General features: G+C 42.2%; 14 protein-coding genes. 13 read left to right on the forward strand and 1 reads right to left on the reverse strand.

Annotated features, from left to right (window positions below):
- Position 1 precedes the first annotated feature (1 nt).
- Together trkA and LK416_13065 are read left to right on the forward strand one after the other, a co-directional pair.
- Positions 2–1,411: a Trk system potassium transporter TrkA gene (gene trkA / locus LK416_13060; GenBank protein ID UEA74567.1), complete on the forward strand. Its 1,410-nt coding sequence runs from the start codon at positions 2–4 to the stop codon at positions 1,409–1,411.
- Between the two features lie 37 nt (positions 1,412–1,448).
- Positions 1,449–2,909, forward strand: coding sequence for a TrkH family potassium uptake protein (locus tag LK416_13065; protein ID UEA74568.1), 1,461 nt, complete (start codon positions 1,449–1,451; stop codon positions 2,907–2,909).
- A 59-nt stretch (positions 2,910–2,968) separates the two neighbouring features.
- On the opposite strand, the gene LK416_13070 is transcribed toward LK416_13065, so the two are convergent.
- Positions 2,969–4,225 (reverse strand): PucR family transcriptional regulator, encoded by a 1,257-nt coding sequence (locus LK416_13070; GenBank protein ID UEA74569.1) that lies wholly within the window; start codon positions 4,223–4,225, stop codon positions 2,969–2,971.
- Between the two features lie 418 nt (positions 4,226–4,643).
- Here LK416_13070 and gabT point away from each other — a divergent pair, with 418 nt between their 5' ends.
- The 11 genes from gabT to LK416_13125 all read left to right on the forward strand — a co-directional run bounded on the left by gabT (position 4,644) and on the right by LK416_13125 (position 17,309).
- On the forward strand, positions 4,644–6,002 hold the full coding sequence (gabT, locus tag LK416_13075) for a 4-aminobutyrate--2-oxoglutarate transaminase (GenBank protein UEA74570.1): 1,359 nt from the start codon (positions 4,644–4,646) through the stop codon (positions 6,000–6,002).
- Between the two features lie 517 nt (positions 6,003–6,519).
- Positions 6,520–7,287 (forward strand): YdcF family protein, encoded by a 768-nt coding sequence (locus tag LK416_13080; GenBank protein UEA74571.1) that lies wholly within the window; start codon positions 6,520–6,522, stop codon positions 7,285–7,287.
- Between the two features lie 192 nt (positions 7,288–7,479).
- Entirely contained in the window at positions 7,480–8,235 is a 756-nt protein-coding gene (locus LK416_13085) for a response regulator transcription factor (GenBank protein ID UEA74572.1), read from the forward strand.
- A 22-nt stretch (positions 8,236–8,257) separates the two neighbouring features.
- Positions 8,258–9,835 (forward strand): HAMP domain-containing histidine kinase, encoded by a 1,578-nt coding sequence (locus tag LK416_13090; GenBank protein UEA74573.1) that lies wholly within the window; start codon positions 8,258–8,260, stop codon positions 9,833–9,835.
- A gap of 33 nt (positions 9,836–9,868) precedes the next feature.
- Positions 9,869–11,428 (forward strand): AMP-binding protein, encoded by a 1,560-nt coding sequence (locus LK416_13095; GenBank protein ID UEA74574.1) that lies wholly within the window; start codon positions 9,869–9,871, stop codon positions 11,426–11,428.
- 18 nt (positions 11,429–11,446) lie between these two features.
- Positions 11,447–11,674: an acyl carrier protein gene (locus LK416_13100; GenBank protein ID UEA74575.1), complete on the forward strand. Its 228-nt coding sequence runs from the start codon at positions 11,447–11,449 to the stop codon at positions 11,672–11,674.
- 107 nt (positions 11,675–11,781) lie between these two features.
- A complete protein-coding gene (locus tag LK416_13105; protein UEA74576.1) occupies positions 11,782–13,275 on the forward strand; it encodes an MBOAT family protein in 1,494 nt (497 codons plus the stop codon).
- A 17-nt stretch (positions 13,276–13,292) separates the two neighbouring features.
- The gene (locus LK416_13110) at positions 13,293–14,453 is read left to right on the forward strand and encodes an SGNH/GDSL hydrolase family protein (protein UEA74577.1); all 1,161 of its coding nucleotides are present in this window, start codon (positions 13,293–13,295) and stop codon (positions 14,451–14,453) included.
- Between the two features lie 320 nt (positions 14,454–14,773).
- Entirely contained in the window at positions 14,774–15,760 is a 987-nt protein-coding gene (locus LK416_13115; GenBank protein UEA74578.1) for a 2-hydroxyacid dehydrogenase, read from the forward strand.
- 78 nt (positions 15,761–15,838) lie between these two features.
- Entirely contained in the window at positions 15,839–16,588 is a 750-nt protein-coding gene (gene truA, locus LK416_13120; protein UEA74579.1) for a tRNA pseudouridine(38-40) synthase TruA, read from the forward strand.
- A gap of 19 nt (positions 16,589–16,607) precedes the next feature.
- Entirely contained in the window at positions 16,608–17,309 is a 702-nt protein-coding gene (locus LK416_13125; protein UEA74580.1) for an AzlC family ABC transporter permease, read from the forward strand.
- Position 17,310 lies beyond the last annotated feature (1 nt).

Below are 17,310 nucleotides of genomic sequence, written 5' to 3' on the forward strand. Positions count from 1 at the left end.
GATGTTTAAGCAACGAGGCGCGAAGAAAACGGGTCTTAATATATTGATCATAGGATGCGGTAAGGTCGGAACGGCACTGACCAGACAGTTATGCAAGGAAGGGCATGATATAACAGTCATTGATAAAAATGCGGATAAGGTTGAGATGAACGTCAATCAGTATGACGTTATGGGAATCTGCGGAAATGGTGCAAGCTACAGCGTGCTGATGGAAGCCGGTGTGGAGAATGCCGATCTTGTGATCGCGGTAACAAATTCTGACGAGCTGAACCTGCTTTGCTGTACGATCGCAAAACAGGGACGTGACTGCGCAACGGTAGCGCGTGTCAGAAATCCGGACTACAGCAAGGAGATAAAATATCTGAAAAAGAGTCTGGGACTTACCATGGTCATCAATCCGGAGCTTGAAACAGCAACGGAGGTTGCGCGTGTACTTTATATGCCGACAGCTCTGGAGATCAATTCCTTTGCACATGGTCAGGCAGAGATGACGAAGATCAAGATTCCGGAGCATAATATGTTAGACGGACTGTCTGTGGCACATCTTGGTCAGCAGCTTATGGATCGAGCGAAGAATATCAATATTCTGATTTGTGCGGTTGAAAGAGATGGAGAAGTCTATATTCCATCCGGTCATTTTAAACTGCATGCAGGAGATGTTCTTTCGTTTGTAGGATCCCGTCCGATGAGCCGTGCATTTCTTGATTTTATCGGATTCAAGACAAATCGTGTCAGTGATGCGATGATCGTCGGCGGTGGTGACGTTGCATATTATCTTGCAAGTCAGTTGATCAATATGGGAATCAATGTAAAGATCATTGAGAAAGAGAAGGATCGTTGTGAGCGACTCAGTATTCTGCTTCCAAAAGCAGTTATTATCAATGCAGACGGAACCGATCAGGACGTATTAAAGGAAGAAGGCTTAAGCAATGCAGAATCCTTTGTTGCTTTAACCGGGATTGACGAGGAAAATATCCTCCTGACACTGCATGCCAGACATGTTTCGGATGCAAAGACCATCACGAAGATCAATCGTAGTAATTTCAAGGAAATAATTAATAATCTGAACCTCGGAAGTGTATTTTATCCGAGTTTTATTACAGCGGAGACTATTACTGCTTATGTTCGTGCAAAATCAAATACACGTTCCATGAACAGCAGTGTGCAGACGTTATATCATATGTTTGATTTCCGGGTAGAGGCGATCGAGTTCCGTGTGGATGAAGTATCCGAGGTAACGGGTAAGCCACTGATGGATCTGAAGTTAAAGAAGGATGTGCTGATCGCGTTTATCAATCGAAACGGTACGATCATTACACCATCCGGTCATGATACGATCGAAGTCGGGGATACCGCTATGGTAGTAACGACCCATACAGGATTTAATGATATCAGGGATATTCTGGTATAAGTAACGAGTATTTTTGTAAAAGGGAAAATAGGAAGCTATGAATCGGTCAATGATTTTATACGTAGTCGGACATGTGGTCATGCTGGAGGGGGTTATGCTTCTTCTGCCATGTCTGGTTTCGTTGATTTATCAGGAAAGTGAAGGAATTGATTATCTGGTGATGGCAGTTATCTGTATGCTGCTTGGAGCCATCATTGTAAAACATAAACCTAAAGTAAATGTATTCTATCTGAAAGAGGGTTGTATCGCTACAGCATTGAGTTGGATAGCACTGAGTATATTTGGTGCACTTCCAATGTGCATATCAGGAGATATCCCATCTTTCACAGATGCGTTATTTGAGACGATCTCCGGTTTTACAACCACAGGAGCCAGTATCTTAAACGATGTGGAAGTACTATCACGGACGACGTTGTTCTGGCGAAGCTTTACACACTGGATCGGTGGCATGGGTGTGCTGGTGTTTCTGCTTGCGGTATTGCCGCTTAGTGGCGGATCAAATATCAATCTGATGAAAGCAGAGAGCCCGGGACCTTCTGTTGGTAAGCTTGTACCGAAGATCAAGTATACGGCGCGAATATTATATGTTATCTACATTGTATTAACGGCTATAGAGATCATCTTGTTAATAGCCGGGAAAATGCCGGTATTCCATGCATTCTGTACCGGATTCGGAACAGCGGGTACAGGTGGATTCGGAACAAAGAATGATAGCTTTGCCAGCTTTTCGCCATATCTGCAGTGGGTGGTAACGATCTTTATGATCTTATTCGGCGTGAATTTTAATGCATACTATCTGGTTTTATTTGGCAATATCAAAAAGGCATTGAAGATGGAGGAGGTGCGAACCTATTTCCTCATTATTGTGGCAGCGATCGTAGTTCTTGTATTGAATCTGATTCATACAATGGATGGATTCTGGACAGTACTCCGTCATGCATCGTTCCAGGTCGCTTCGATCATAACAACAACCGGATTCTCCAGTGTGGATTTTGACCTGTGGAACCAGACATGTAGGACGATACTGGTTATTCTGATGTTCATTGGTGCATGTGCAGGCAGTACCGGTGGTGGTATCAAGGTATCCCGATTTATCATCGTGGTAAAAAGTGTGATAAAAGAGTTGAATTCCTATCTGCATCCAAAGAGTATCAAGAAGATCAAAATGGACGGCAAGCCGATAGAGCATGAAGTGGTACGTGCGGTAAATGTATATTTTATAACATTTATCATCCTGTTTACAACATCCGTACTGCTGATCTCCTTTGAGGGAAAAGATATGACATCAAACTTTACTGCGGTTGCGGCAACGATCAATAACATCGGACCGGGACTGGAGCTGGTAGGACCAACGAAGAATTTTAATGTATATGGTACATTTTCCAAATATGTGTTGATGTTCGATATGCTTGCCGGAAGACTGGAGCTGTTCCCATTGCTCTTGTTGTTCTATCCGCCGGCATGGAAAGAATTACTGGCGGTCAGACGCAGAAAATAACAGGCCAATTAATGACTGGATATATGCTGTACATGATATTAAAATGTGCTGTAGCAGGTTCAGGAAAACAAATCCAGATAACTGCGTACCTGAAATGCGGTCATCAGTTCAAAACGAGTGGACGGATCATCTAAGGCAAGATGTAAGTCCTCTCTTAATATACGAACACGATAATTGACGGTGTTCCTGTGACAGAACAGGGCACCGGCGATTTTTTGTATACTGCCATCACAGAGCAGATACTGATAGAGCGTTTCCAGATAATTCGTATGGTGCTGCTCATCGTATGTAATGATGGATCCCAGAGTATCGTTTACATATTCTCTAAGAACATCCATATCACTTACAGATAAAAGAAGCTTATAGAATCCCATATCATCGAAGAAGAACAGGCTACTGTTCTTTTTTTGTGCCATCAGGGCGGCGCACTGTCCCTGTAAAAATGCCTGACTTAATCCGGTCAGGTCTTTGGTTGGCGCACTGATTCCGATATACATGGAAGTTGTTCCGGCAGATTCTCCCATATGATACAGAAGCCGGCTAAGCTCCTGTTCGAGCCGTTCATTTGACCGCGCGGGGCAGATCAGCAGAGTATAGTTGGTGCCGTTGACAAATGTATATGGCAGATTATAGATTCTGACCAGACGTGTCAACAGATTCTGAAGAAAACTTCCGGCGGTGTTGGCATAAGCGGGTGGGGTGGAGAAACGATCGGAGTGTGGGATAGAGGTATTTGTCAGTGCAATGGATGGTTCCACGGATGCTGTAGCTCTCAGATCTGATATATATACGAGATGGTATTGTGCATCTCCCTGAAAACCATGTTCATATAAGACAGGCAGGCTGATCTCCATCAGGGCTTTGTCATTTGGGTGAAGGATCACGCGCGAAAGTGCAGTTGAGATAGCCTGACTGGTCTGTGTATCGTCAAATATCCGATTGTAATAATCGTGCGTAATATCGAAGATCCGTGTCTCCCATGGCATAAGAAAGAGCGGGTAATGCTTCCGGTCGCACAGCATACGGATACGGTCGGAGATATCGGAACGGTTCAGGTGCCCCCCAATATTGATAATAAGGCCGCAGGTTTTATGTTCGATCAGCCCTTTGATGAAGTTATATAACCAGTATTCATTTCCACACAGGACGCCGGTCGTAATGATCAGTTCACCGCCGTGCAGGAATTCCAGTGTGCCGGGATCTTCTGATATATAGACCCAGTTCATGAGGTTATCCAGCCCTTCTTCTCCTGCGATCAGATCCAGTCCATAGGTGCTTTTTGTCTCTTTATATAAATCTCTTAATAATATTGCCATGTTTAAGATTCCTTTCTTGGCAGCGTTTGATAATTATTATTCGTCTATGGATAAGAAGTCAGTTTGACCCAAATGTGATATGTGTGTATTGAGTCGGTTGCAGCTTGTTGCTTTGAGGCAGTTTGTGTATGTCTGCCCGAAATATGCTTAATTATATAAGGCGTTTGCCGACTGCTACTTAATATATTAAACCATTGATTTGTGCTACTTATTACAATAACCCAACAATATCATAGAAAATATGTGTCTGTCAAACATATACTTGTGCTAACAGCACAAAGCGGGGCGGAAGTTTTGTGCTGGCGGGATATGGTGATCGGTTTTTATGAATGGCATACTGTAGAAAATTTACAAGAGCAAATAAATGAACGGCACAGATATAAAGGCCGTCCGTATAAGAAGATGGAGGATGATACATATGTTAAGAACAGATTTACCGGAAATAATAACAGAGACTTTACCCGGTCCTAAGGCACAGGCAATTATAGACAGAAGAGCGCAGGCAGTTCCAAATGCGATCCGTTGTGGATATCCGGTTGTTATAGAACGAGGTGAAGGCGCCATGATCGAGGATGTCGATGGCAACAAGTTCTTGGATTGGATCGGTGGTGTCGGTGTATTGAATATCGGATTTTCCCAGCCGGAAGTCGTTGAAGCAGTAAAAGCACAGGCAGATAAATATTTTCACGGCATGTTCAATGTTGTAACACATGAAGGCTATGTAGCACTTGCAGAGAAGTTATCCGGCATTGCACCTGTAAAGGGCGACAGCAAGAAAGCATTCTTTGCAAATAGTGGAGCAGAAGCAGACGAGAATGCCGTTAAGGTAGCAAAGGCATATACAAAACGTCCGAATATCATCGTATTCTCCGGTGCATTCCATGGAAGAACACATTTTACAATGGCAATGACATCCAAGAAAGCATATGCAAAGGATATGGGACCGTTAGCAGCCGGCGTGTTCCGTGCACAGTTCCCATATTATTATAGAAATCCGGAAGGAATGCCTGAGGATAAGGCAGTTGATTACTATATCAAATCTATCTACGATGTATTTGAACAGTGTGCAGCAGCAGACACGATCGCAGCGATCGTTGTTGAGCCGCTTCAGGGCGAAGGTGGTTTCATTCCTGCTCCGATCGAATGGGTAAAAGCAGTTCGTAAGATCTGTGATGAAAATGGTATCCTGCTGATCGCAGATGAGGTACAGAGCGGTTTCTGCAGAACCGGTCGTATGTTTGCTTCTGTTTACTGGCAGGAGGCAGGTGTAGAGCCTGATATCATCGCAACAGCAAAATCCATTGCAGCAGGTGTTCCATTGTCGGCAATTATTGCAAGAACTGAGGTTATGGATGCAGTTCCGGCAGGAACGATCGGTGGAACCTATTGTGGAAATCCACTGGCATGTGCCGCATCCTTAAAGACGATCGAGATTATGGAGAGAGATCATCTGGCAGAGCGTTCCTGTGAGATCGGTAAAAAAGTGACAGAGCGTTATCTGGAAATGCAGAAGAAATATCCGGTTATCGGTGATGTCAGAGGACTTGGCGGTATGATCGGTATCGAATTCGTAAAAGATCAGGAAACAAAAGAACCGGATGCAGCATTTACATCTGACCTGATCCAGACTTGTGCGAAGAAAGGTCTGTTAGTAGAAGGCGCAGGAACTTACAACAATGTAATCCGTTTCCTTGCACCGCTTGTCATGACAGATGAGCAGCTTGCAGCCGGTCTTGATATTTTTGAAGCATCCATCAAAGAATGTCTGAACCACTAAAGAAATCTTAACATAAACAAAACAACAATCCTTATATATATGAATCGCACAAACAACCGCTGTGGCGAGACAATCCCTAGGGTCAATCCCTAGACGCTGTCTTACCATAGCGGTTATTTTTATATTCCCCTCTGGTTCCTAGCGGTATGGATATTCATGATGTTGTGAGGCAAATTATTATCTGGTATCCCCTCTGACTGGCAATTGGTATGGTTATCCATGACATTGTGAGTATTTCGTCGTGAGATGCACATTGGCAGCGAATGCGGGCGCATGTCTGAGTCCGTAGGACGAGTTTGCGCAGGAGCATGAGCGAATCAGCCATGTGCATCGAACAGAAAACGGAACAAGTCATGATAACCATACCAATTGCCAGTCGGAGGGACTGCCTTTAAACAAATCTTAACGCCTCTGCAATAGAGATGATGGCATTTTGATGCATTTGGATGCTATAAACATGGAGTAAACTCTGGAAAAAGGAGAATTATGTAAAAAGACGGGAGGTATGTAGGGAAAATTGAAGAAATTGTGGCTTAGAATAGTATTATTCATAGCAGGATTTGCAGGAGTATTCATATTTCTGTATCCATTTGTTACGAAGGGGATTAAAAACATAGGAAATCTTACGGGAGTTGTTCTTGGTATCTGCCTGATCTTATATGCGGCATGGTTCCACAGGGTGAATTGCCGGGTGAAAAAATGGCTGACCCGGACTACCGGAAAAGTAATATGCGGGATCGTTTTGCTGATTGTATTAGTTGCAGTTGGATTTGCGGCAGCAGGAACGATATGCATGGTACGGGCATCGAAGACAGCACCGAAGGATGAAACTGTCATGATCGTGCTTGGCTGTGGTGTAAATGGCGACCGACCAAGCCTGATGTTGACGGAACGCTTAGATGCAGCGTATGATTATCTGAATACACATGAAGAGGTTGTGGGTATTCTGTCCGGAGGACAGGGAAAAGGTGAGAATATCAGTGAAGCGGAGTGCATGTACCGGTATCTGACAGAAAAGGGAATTGCAAAAGAACGTTTATATAAGGAAGAACGGTCAACTTCGACCAGAGAGAATCTTCTGTACTCAAAGAAGATCATGGAAGAGGAACATCTGGATTTCCGGGTCATTATTGTAACAAATGAATTTCATGAATACCGGGCATCTGTTATTGCAGAACATACAGGTATAACACCATCGGCGGTGTGCGGGAAAACAGCGTGGTGGTTACTGCCAACTTATTATCTGAGGGAGCTTTACGGAATCGTCTTTGAATGGATTTTTTAGATAGCTTAAACAAAAAACTTAAGAATCTTAAAAATTTGGATACAAAATGGATGTAATTTTTTGATATAACCTGACTTAACAAATCTTAACAACACCTGACGCATACTTGAATTATAGATGCAAATGCTATAATGTGTGGATGGTTATTGAAAATTAAAATCAGGACATATTGGAAAAAGAGAGGATATGGTTATGATTTTAGACAATGACAAAAGAATAGATGAAAAGATAAAAGGTGCTATGCAGCCTGAAAATGCAGAGAAGATACTGATCGTTGATGATGAAAAGGATATAAGAAAGCTGGTTGGAATCTATCTGAAGAGACAGGGATATCAGATCCTGGAAGCCGAAAACGGAAAACAGGCGATTGATCTGGTGAGAGAGAATTCCGATATCGATCTGATCATTATGGATATTATGATGCCTGAAATGTCAGGAACTGAGAGTTGCTCTGCCATTCGAGAATTTTCATCTGTTCCTGTGCTGTTTTTAACAGCCAAGACGCAGGAGCCGGATAAGAATGAGGCATATGATACAGGTGGAGATGATTTCTTAAGCAAGCCATTTGAACAGAGTGAACTGGTTCGAAAGGTGAAAGCACTTATCCGTCGGTATAATATATATAAAGGAAGAGAGGATAACAATGACGGTATTCTCCGAGTCGGAGCAATATCGATCGATCCGTATAAACGTGTTGTGACGAAAGACAATGAAGTTATCCATCTGACGGATAAAGAATTTGCATTGCTGTTTTTCCTTGTGAAGAATCGTGGAAGATCCTGGAATCTGGATGAATTATATGAGAACATCTGGCAGGAAAAATATCTTCCGTCCTCATCAAATACGGTTATGGTACATGTATTAAGACTTCGGCAGAAGATCGAGGATAATCCGGCACAACCGGAAATCATCAGAACCATATATGGAAAGGGCTATCAGGTGGATTAACAGCCGGTAGAAAGTATGCGGTATGAAGGACAGAGCAGAACAGAAAAGATTTGAAAAAGATGCAGAAAAAAGGCTTACATTAAATACAAAGCTGATTCTTGTAATAGCAGGAAGCCTGTTGCTTGCGGTCGTATTGTTCTTTATCTGGCTGAAGACAACCGTATATGTGATTGATAAGAAATATCTGAACGAGGCAACTGTAGCACGGAGAACGGAAGAAAAGATTGACCGTTTCTCTGATTATGTCAGTAAGAATAAAGTTAAATCCACAGATATGAATGCTATTCTCAGTTGGCAGCGGGAAGAGGGAAGTGTATATCTTCTGGTTTACCAGAATGAGAATGTAATATATGATTCAACAAAGCAAAAAAGACGAACCATGGTGGAACGTTTTTTTAATAAAATATCCAATGGGAATCAGAAAGGCAGAAAGCTTGCAGAGTCTGAAGAAGACAAAAGGCAGATGCTGAATAACATCAAAAGCAAACATTTGCTTGAGATTTATCGGAAGAAAGCAGAGTCAAAAAAACAGGAAGAACGATCAGATCGGAGTATCTTCGATGATACGTCCTCTACGGAGACGGATTATACAGAGACGATTCCGTCCAATGCTTCGGATGTGGAAGACTTTGCATCCCAGTATGGCAGTTATGCATTCTATTCGGTTCGTTTTGAAGATGGATTATATGATGTCTGCATCGTAGATTATTCTGAGAAAAAGGTCTATTACATATGGGTGACGATAGGCTTTTTGGTATGTTCATTTATATTTATGTTGTTGGTTATGCTCTATAACGGCCGGGTAGTAAGGCGTGTAAAGAGATTGACACATGAGGTGTCAAAGATCAAGAAAACAGATATCAATGCGACGATTACGAAGTCGGGACATGACGAGATCCTGACACTTGCTGAGAATATAGACAGCATGAGAAATTCGATCATTGATCAGATGAGTAAGGAAAAAGAAGCATGGCAGGCGAACCGGGATCTGGTCACAGCGATGGCGCATGATATCCGGACACCGCTTACGGTGTTAAGCGGATATCTGGATCTGCTTGAGACAGGGGAATTTGAATCTGACGAAGAGTACAAACAGTATGTTGATATATGCGTTGCCAAAGCAGGACAGTTGAAAGATCTGTCAGACAAGCTGTTCCGATATTTCTTCGTTTATTCCGGGCATACCGATGAACTGAAAATGGAAGTTTATCATGCAAAGGAGTTTTTCCAGCAGATGATCGGAGAATATATGTGCCTGCTTGAAGAAAAGGGAATCACTTTCCGGATCACAACAGAGGACAATTCACCGCTGATAAAGATCGATGCCCCATATCTGAAACGATTGTTTGATAATATATTTATAAATATAAGAAAATATTCTGATTACAGCAAGCCGGTAGATATCACATATCACACAACCGAATCGAAGGTAGAGCTGGTGATCAGTAATTATATAAATAAAAACAGAAATGAAGCTGAAAGTACCAGAATTGGACTCAAAACCTGTGAGAAGATCGCACAGGAAATGGAAATAGAGTTTTCAGCAAATGAGAAAAAAGACAGATATACAGTCAGGCTGATATTTGTAATTGTAAAGTAAAGGAGGTCCAGAGATACTCTGGAACAGATGTCTATGAAGAATGTACTGGAATTTATTGAAAGATCAGCAGAAAAGTATCCGGATAAGTTGTCTGTAGCCGATATAAACGGCGGTTTGACTTATAAGGAACTGGAACAGACAGCAAAACAGATTGGTGCATGGTTGTATCAGGGACTTGGCGGATGTAAGAACCGTCCGGTTGTCGTACTTCTTGATAAGGAACCGAAGAGCGTTGCGGCTTTTATGGGAGTTGTGTACAGTGGGAACTTTTATGTGGTTATAGATGCAGAAATGCCGGTAGACAGAGTGAATAAGATCTTAAAGGCATTGCAGCCGGAAGCTGCTGTAACAGACAGCAAGCATCTGGATAAGGCTGCAGAGTTACAGGTTGAGACAGAGGATGGTCAGGGATATGGACTTAAACTCTTTAATGTGGATGAGATGGATCAGACCATAGATCAGAGCTGCCTTGCAGATGTCAGAGCACATATGATCGATACAGATCCGGTATATGCATTATTTACCTCAGGTTCAACAGGTGTTCCGAAGGGGGCTGTTATATCACATGCGAATATCCTTTCCTATATTACATGGTATACGGAAGCATTTGATATTAACGAGACGACAATATTTGGTAATCAGACGCCGTTTTATTTCAGTATGTCAGTCTCGGATTTATATAGCACATTGAAAAATGGTGCAACATTGTATATAATACCAAAAGCTTATTTCTCGTTCCCAATCAAGCTTATGGAGTTTCTGAATGAGAAAAAGGTCAATACGATCTACTGGGTTCCGTCGGCACTTTCGATCATTGCAAACTATAAGATGTTCCGGTATGCTGAGCTTCCGGAGTTGAAAAAAGTATTATTTGCCGGTGAGGTTATGCCGACCAGGCCATTAAATTACTGGATCGAGAATCTGCCGGATGCCATGTATGCCAATCTGTTTGGCCCGACAGAGACGACGGATATCTGTACTTATTATGTGGTAAACAGAAAGTTCCGTGATGATGAGCCGCTTCCAATGGGAAATGCATGTAACAACTGTGATGTATTTGTACTTGGTGAAGATGGCAAGGTGGTTTCACCGGAGATCAATCCTGAGACAGGCTTCAGTGCAGAAGGAGAATTATATGCCAGAGGTTCATTTGTCGCTCTTGGATATTATGGAAATGCAGAAAAGACAAAGGAAGCATTTGTTCAGAATCCGTTGAATCCGAATTATCCGGAGCTGATCTATAAGACCGGAGATCTTGTCAAATATAATAAATATGGAGAACTGGTCTATATCTCAAGAAAAGATTATCAGATCAAGCATATGGGCTATCGTATCGAGCTTGGTGAGATCGAGGCGGCTGCCGGTGCGATCGAGGGTATCAGAAGTTACGCATGTATCTATGATGATGCAGAAGACAAGATCGTATTTATATATGAAGGAAAGAAACTGGATGACGCATTCCTGCTTGGAGAGTTCAAGAAGAAGGTTCCGCATTATATGGAACCGAACCAGTTTGTAAGAGTGAAAAGTATGCCACATAATCAAAATGGAAAGATTGATCGTAAGTGGCTGAAAAATAATTATAAATTATAAAAAAGTGAGGACAAAGAAATGGAAGAATTATTAGAGATTTTAAATGAAGTAAAGCCCGGAGTTGATTTTGCAAATGATACAGATCTGGTTGGTCATGGTATACTGGATTCTATTACAATGGTAACACTGGTGCTTGAGCTTAACGATGCATTTGACATCGAGATCACACCTGTAGATATCGTACCTGAGAACTTCAAAACAGTTCAGACGATCTATGATATGATCCAGAGATTAAGTGACGACTAGGGAGTAAAATAATGTCATATACATCGATAGCTTATTTAGGATTTATATTGATGGGATCATTCTTTTTCTATTCCGTTGTGCCGTTAAAGCATAAATGGAAGGTCCTGTTGATATTCAGTTACCTGTTTTATTTCATTAATTCAGGTAAATATGTTGTGTTTATATTGTTTTCATCGTTATCCATCTATTTCGGCGGACGACTGCTGAATAAGATCGATGATGGCTTCAGTATGGCAAAGAAGGTACTGCCAAAAGAAAATAAGAAGGAATATAAAGCGATCATCGGATGGCAGAAGAAATGTGTGTGCGTTTCAATCGTTCTGTTGAACCTTGGTATTCTTGTATATCTGAAATATTCAGTATTCTTTGGACAGGTTTTCTGTGATATATTAAGTCTGCTCCGTATTAATAAGACGAATCCAATGCAGAATATGATGCTGCCGCTTGGTATCTCGTTCTATACATTGTCGGCGATCAGTTATATCGTTGATGTTTACAGAGGAAAATACAGAGCATCCGATAATTTCTGGAAGGTGAATCTGTTCCTGATTTTCTTCCCACATATCGTGGAAGGTCCAATCGGGCGATTTGACCTGCTGGGTGATCAGGTTTATGAAGGTCACGAGTTCAACTATAATAATATGACTCAGGGCTTGCAGCTTGTTTTATGGGGTCTGTTTAAGAAGATCGTTATAGCAGATCGCGCAAATATGTATGTAAACCAGATCTTCAATTTCCATGATCAGTATGATGGCTTATATGTAGTTGTCGGAATGCTGTTATATACCTTGCAGTTATATGCAGAATTCTCCGGCTGTATGGATATCGTAAGAGGTAGTGCTCAGATGTTTGGTATTCAGATGTCTGAGAACTTTGCAAGACCATTTATGTCAAAGACAGTCAGTGAATTCTGGAGAAGATGGCATATGACACTTGGTGCATGGTTTAAAGATTATGTATTCTATTCCATCTCATTGTCCAAGGCATTTATGAAGCTCAGTAAGAAGACAAGAGAGAAGTTCAATGCATTTTTTGCAACTCTGATCCCGACCTCTATCGCGATGCTCGCGGTGTGGTTCGGAACCGGTATCTGGCATGGAGCCAGCTGGAAGTATGTTATGTACGGTATTTACTACTGTCTCATTATGATACTTGGACTTCTGACAGAACCGTTATTTAAGAAGCTGTATGAGAAGATGCATGTGAACCGGGAGGGCAAGATTTATAAGGCACTTCAGGTAGTAAGAACATTTATTTTCGTAAATATCGGTATGCTGATGTTCCGTGCGGATGACCTTAAGATCTTTGGACAGATGCTCGTATCGATGTTCCATAATTTCACATTTTCAGTGCTTACAAGCGGAGATCTGTTTGAAGTAAAGCTTGATGTCTATGATTTCCTGTTACTTGCATTTGGTGCACTGGTATTACTGCTGGTAGGTTTATATCAGGAGAAGGGACATCATATCCGTGAGGAGATAGCAACAAAGAATATCGTTCTTCGTTGGGTATTATATTATGGACTGATCTTTTCTGTGATCATTCTGGGCGCATATGGAAGCGGTTATGAAGTAGCCGGATTCATATATGCACAATTTTAGGATAGATGGTGAGAGACATGAAAAAAGAAAGAGTAAAAAACATTATAAAAGTTATCGTGTTTATGCTGATCTTCTGTGGCTTTATGGCACTCGGCTCCGTCATGCTTTATCCGAAAACGAGTGATCCGGAAGGCGGCTTATCAAATCCAAATGCCAGGGGCTTCTATGGAGAACCAAAGAATTCCATCGATCTGGTCGTTATGGGAAACAGTAATGCCTACAGTGCATATTCACCGATGCTGATGTGGAAGAAATATGGTATTCCTTCCTATGTTGTTGCGGAAGGCGCACAGAATATTGCCGAGACCGTTAATATATTAGAGGAGCTTCTGACATGTCAGAAGCCGAAGCTGATCATTTTGGATGTTGACCTTTTATGGCAGGGTAAGACACAGGTATCCAGAGTAGAAGGAAATGTGAAATCTCTGATCTACAAATATATTCCGATCATGAAGTATCATGACAGATGGAAAGGCTTTGTGCTGGGTGATAGTTTTAAAGCAAAGAACTACACATATCGTTCTTCAAGCAGAGGACAGTACTTAAGTAAAACGGTTGTACCATATACGGGTGAAGACATGATGGTAAAGACTGCCGATGTCGAATCGGTACCGAAGTCATCCAGGTTCTTCCTTAAGATGTTCCTTGATCTCTGTGAAGAAAATGATATCGATGTGATGTTTGTCGAGATGCCGACAGCTAATTCATGGAATTATAAGAAGCACAATGGCATGACAAAGTATGCCAAGGAGCTTGGCATTCCATTTGTTGATCTGAATACCACAGAGGGTAAGAATGCGATCAACTGGAAGAAGGATACCAGAGATGGCGGAAGACATCTGAACTGTTATGGAGCTAAGAAGGTAACAAGAGAGATCGGTAAGTATATTTCAGAGAACTATACATTTACGAATAAGAAGAAAGATCCGGAGTATAAGGGCTGGAATAAGTCTTATAAGGAATATAAGCAGTTTATGAAGACAGATAAGAAGTCTTCCGATAAGAAACACAAGAAGTCGAAGAAAGCTGACAGCAAACAGTCAGATACATCTGATGCAAAAAAGCAGAAAACAGAAAAAACAACGACTGAGAACAAGTCGGAGACAACGACAGAAAGTACAGCTACGGAAGAAGTAACAGAAAGTGCAAGTACGGAAGCAACCACAACTCAGCAGTAAGAGATTGTAAAGTATATAAGGGAGATCATGGAGACACAGATATGGATTTGCAGATCTGGAAGCGCCATGATCTCTCTTTTTATGAATCGGATACTTTATAGGCCTACATAAACATGGAATAAATTTTAAGGTAAGAAAATAGTATTTGTTATTTATTTTTGTGTAAACAACAGCTTCTTGTGATAAAATGGCAATGAAATGTAAATAATAGTTGCAGAAATATAGAATTATACAGGCATACCGAAAACAAGCGAAGTTATAGCAGTATACGATGCTTTTACAGATGCCTGGTGGCAGGATATGATAGGAGGATATGGAATATGAAGATTTTATTTTATGATACGAAGAAATATGACAGAGATTCATTTGAAAAGATATTACCGGAATATTCAGATCTGGAGGTAGAGTTCTTAGAAGCAGATCTTTCACCGAGAACAGCAGCTCTTGCAAAAGGATATGATGCGATCTGTGCATTTGTAAGTTCTGATGTCAGTGAAAAAGTAGTTGAGTGTCTGGCTGCAAATGGTGTAAAATTAGTGTTAATGCGCTGTGCCGGATTCAATAATGTGGATCTGGATGCAGCAAACCGTTGTGGTATCACGGTGCTCCGTGTTCCGGGTTATTCACCGGAGGCGGTTGCAGAGCATGCGATGGCACTGGCACTTGCGGTTACCAGAAGAATCCATAAGAGCTATATCAAGGTTCGTGAGAATAATTTCAGTTTGGTAGGTCTTACGGGTATGAACTTCTATGACAAGACCGCGGGTATCATCGGAACCGGTAAGATCGGAGCGGCTATGTGCCGGATCTGTCATGGATTTGGCATGAAGGTTCTGGCATATGATATGTACCGGAATCCATCCCTGGATTTTGTAGAGTATGTGGATCTGGATACGCTGTTATCGACCAGTGATTTGATCTCCCTTCACTGTCCGCTGACAGATGATTCGTACCATATGATCTGCACAGAGACGATCAATAAGATGAAGGATAATGTGATCCTTGTAAATACATCGAGAGGCGCACTGATCAAGACGGAGGATCTGATCACGGGAAATCGAAATAAGAAATTCTTTGGTATCGGTCTGGATGTGTATGAGGAAGAAACAAATAATGTATTTGAGAATCGTGAGGATGATATTCTGGAATCCTCGATCACGGCAAGACTGCTGTCGTTCCCGAATGTCATCGTAACCTCCCATCAGGGCTTTCTGACGGAAGAAGCACTGGAAGCGATCAGCCGTACCACACTGGACAATGCGAGAGATTATGAGAATGGCACGATCAAGGATATAAATGCCGTGTAGAAATATATGCAAGATAAAAGAAGTGCGGAAGACAATCGTCATAGAGAAAATGAAAGCTATGTAGAAAAGGAAATGATTATGCAGAATTACAGATTTCTGATCGCCTATGATGGGACGAGATATCATGGGTGGGAACATAAAAAAGACGTTGTGACCATACAAGGAAAGATCGAATCAGTGCTTTCCCTGATGGCAGGCGAAGAAGTACGGATCAACGGAGCGGGAAGAACCGATGCAGGTGTGCATGCAAGGGCAATGGTCGCAAGCGGCCCGGTTCCGACAGATAAGACACCAGAGGAGATCCGGGATTATATGAATCATTATCTGCCGGATGATATCTGCATTTTGGAGGTTACTCCGGCAGCAGAACGCTTTCATGCAAGATTTAATGCAAAGGGCAAGCATTACCGTTACACGATCTATCGTGGCAGGCTGAAGCCGGTATTTGACCGGAAATATGTCTGGACTCTGGATGAGGGTGAGACGATCGACTGTGAACGGATGCGAAAGGCAGCAGCTTATCTGGTCGGCGAACATGATTTCAAGAGCTTCTGTGGCAATAAGCAGATGAAGAAATCGACGGTTCGGAAGTTATTTGCGATCGATATTAAGGAAGATGGCGATTATGTGATCCTTGATTTTTATGGAGCCGGATTCTTACAGAATATGGTTCGTATCCTGACCGGTACTCTGGTAGAGGTCGGGGCAGGCAGAATGGAACCGGCGTACATGGAAGAGGTGCTTACAGGCCGGTGCAGACAGCTCGCAGGGCCGACCGCACCACCACAGGGCTTGTGCCTGATGCAGGTTGATTATGAAAAAAAGTAATATGGAGTAAGTAGTACAAATGAATGAATTTAAAAATGGGCTGAAGGATGGAATTCCGATTGCCCTGGGGTATTTTGCAGTTAGTTTTAGTTTTGGTATTCTTGCGATCAAAGGCGGACTCAGTGTCTTTCAGGCAGTTCTTACCAGCGTTACAAATGTTACAAGTGCCGGTCAGTTTGCCGGACTTCAGATCATCATTGCCGGGGGAACGATCCTTGAGGTGATCCTCACCCAGCTTATCATCAATCTGAGATATGGTCTGATGAGTCTTTCACTTACGCAGAAGTTAGCTGACGATGTAGGCATCTGGAAGCGTCTGATCATCGCATTTGCAAATACAGATGAGATCTTTGCAGTTGCAATGGGATATTTCAAAGAAGTGACCTTTCCGTATATGTTAGGACTTCAGATCCTTCCGATCCTTGGATGGGGCGGTGGTACATTTGCCGGAGCAGTAGCCAGCGGGCTGCTTCCAAAGTCTGTGTGCAGCGCACTCAGTCTTGCACTTTATGGCATGTTCGTGGCGATCGTTGTTCCGGTTGCCAAGAAGTCAAAATCTGTGTTATTTGTGGTATGCGTGGCAGCTTTGTTCAGTATCCTTTTATATTATGTTCCGATATTCCACTTTATCTCGACCGGAATATCGATCGTTATATGTACAGTAGCGGCAGCAGCAATTGGTGCGATCGTTGCGCCGGTTAAGAAAAAAGGAGAAGAATAGA

The sequence above is a fragment of the Lachnospiraceae bacterium GAM79 genome (genome assembly GCA_020735665.1).
Classification (GTDB): Bacteria; Bacillota; Clostridia; order Lachnospirales; family Lachnospiraceae; genus Coprococcus.

Excerpts from the sequence above, each read along its gene's own strand:
- LK416_13070 (UEA74569.1), bottom strand. The coding sequence starts at position 4,225 with ATGGCAATATTATTAAGAGATTTATATAAAGAGACAAAAAGCACCTAT.
- LK416_13115 (UEA74578.1), top strand. The coding sequence starts at position 14,774 with ATGAAGATTTTATTTTATGATACGAAGAAATATGACAGAGATTCATTT.
- trkA (UEA74567.1), top strand. The coding sequence starts at position 2 with ATGTTTAAGCAACGAGGCGCGAAGAAAACGGGTCTTAATATATTGATC.
- gabT (UEA74570.1), top strand. The coding sequence starts at position 4,644 with ATGTTAAGAACAGATTTACCGGAAATAATAACAGAGACTTTACCCGGT.
- LK416_13090 (UEA74573.1), top strand. The coding sequence starts at position 8,258 with ATGAAGGACAGAGCAGAACAGAAAAGATTTGAAAAAGATGCAGAAAAA.
- LK416_13095 (UEA74574.1), top strand. The coding sequence starts at position 9,869 with ATGAAGAATGTACTGGAATTTATTGAAAGATCAGCAGAAAAGTATCCG.
- LK416_13065 (UEA74568.1), top strand. The coding sequence starts at position 1,449 with ATGAATCGGTCAATGATTTTATACGTAGTCGGACATGTGGTCATGCTG.
- LK416_13085 (UEA74572.1), top strand. The coding sequence starts at position 7,480 with ATGATTTTAGACAATGACAAAAGAATAGATGAAAAGATAAAAGGTGCT.
- LK416_13110 (UEA74577.1), top strand. The coding sequence starts at position 13,293 with ATGAAAAAAGAAAGAGTAAAAAACATTATAAAAGTTATCGTGTTTATG.
- LK416_13100 (UEA74575.1), top strand. The coding sequence starts at position 11,447 with ATGGAAGAATTATTAGAGATTTTAAATGAAGTAAAGCCCGGAGTTGAT.
- LK416_13125 (UEA74580.1), top strand. The coding sequence starts at position 16,608 with ATGAATGAATTTAAAAATGGGCTGAAGGATGGAATTCCGATTGCCCTG.
- truA (UEA74579.1), top strand. The coding sequence starts at position 15,839 with ATGCAGAATTACAGATTTCTGATCGCCTATGATGGGACGAGATATCAT.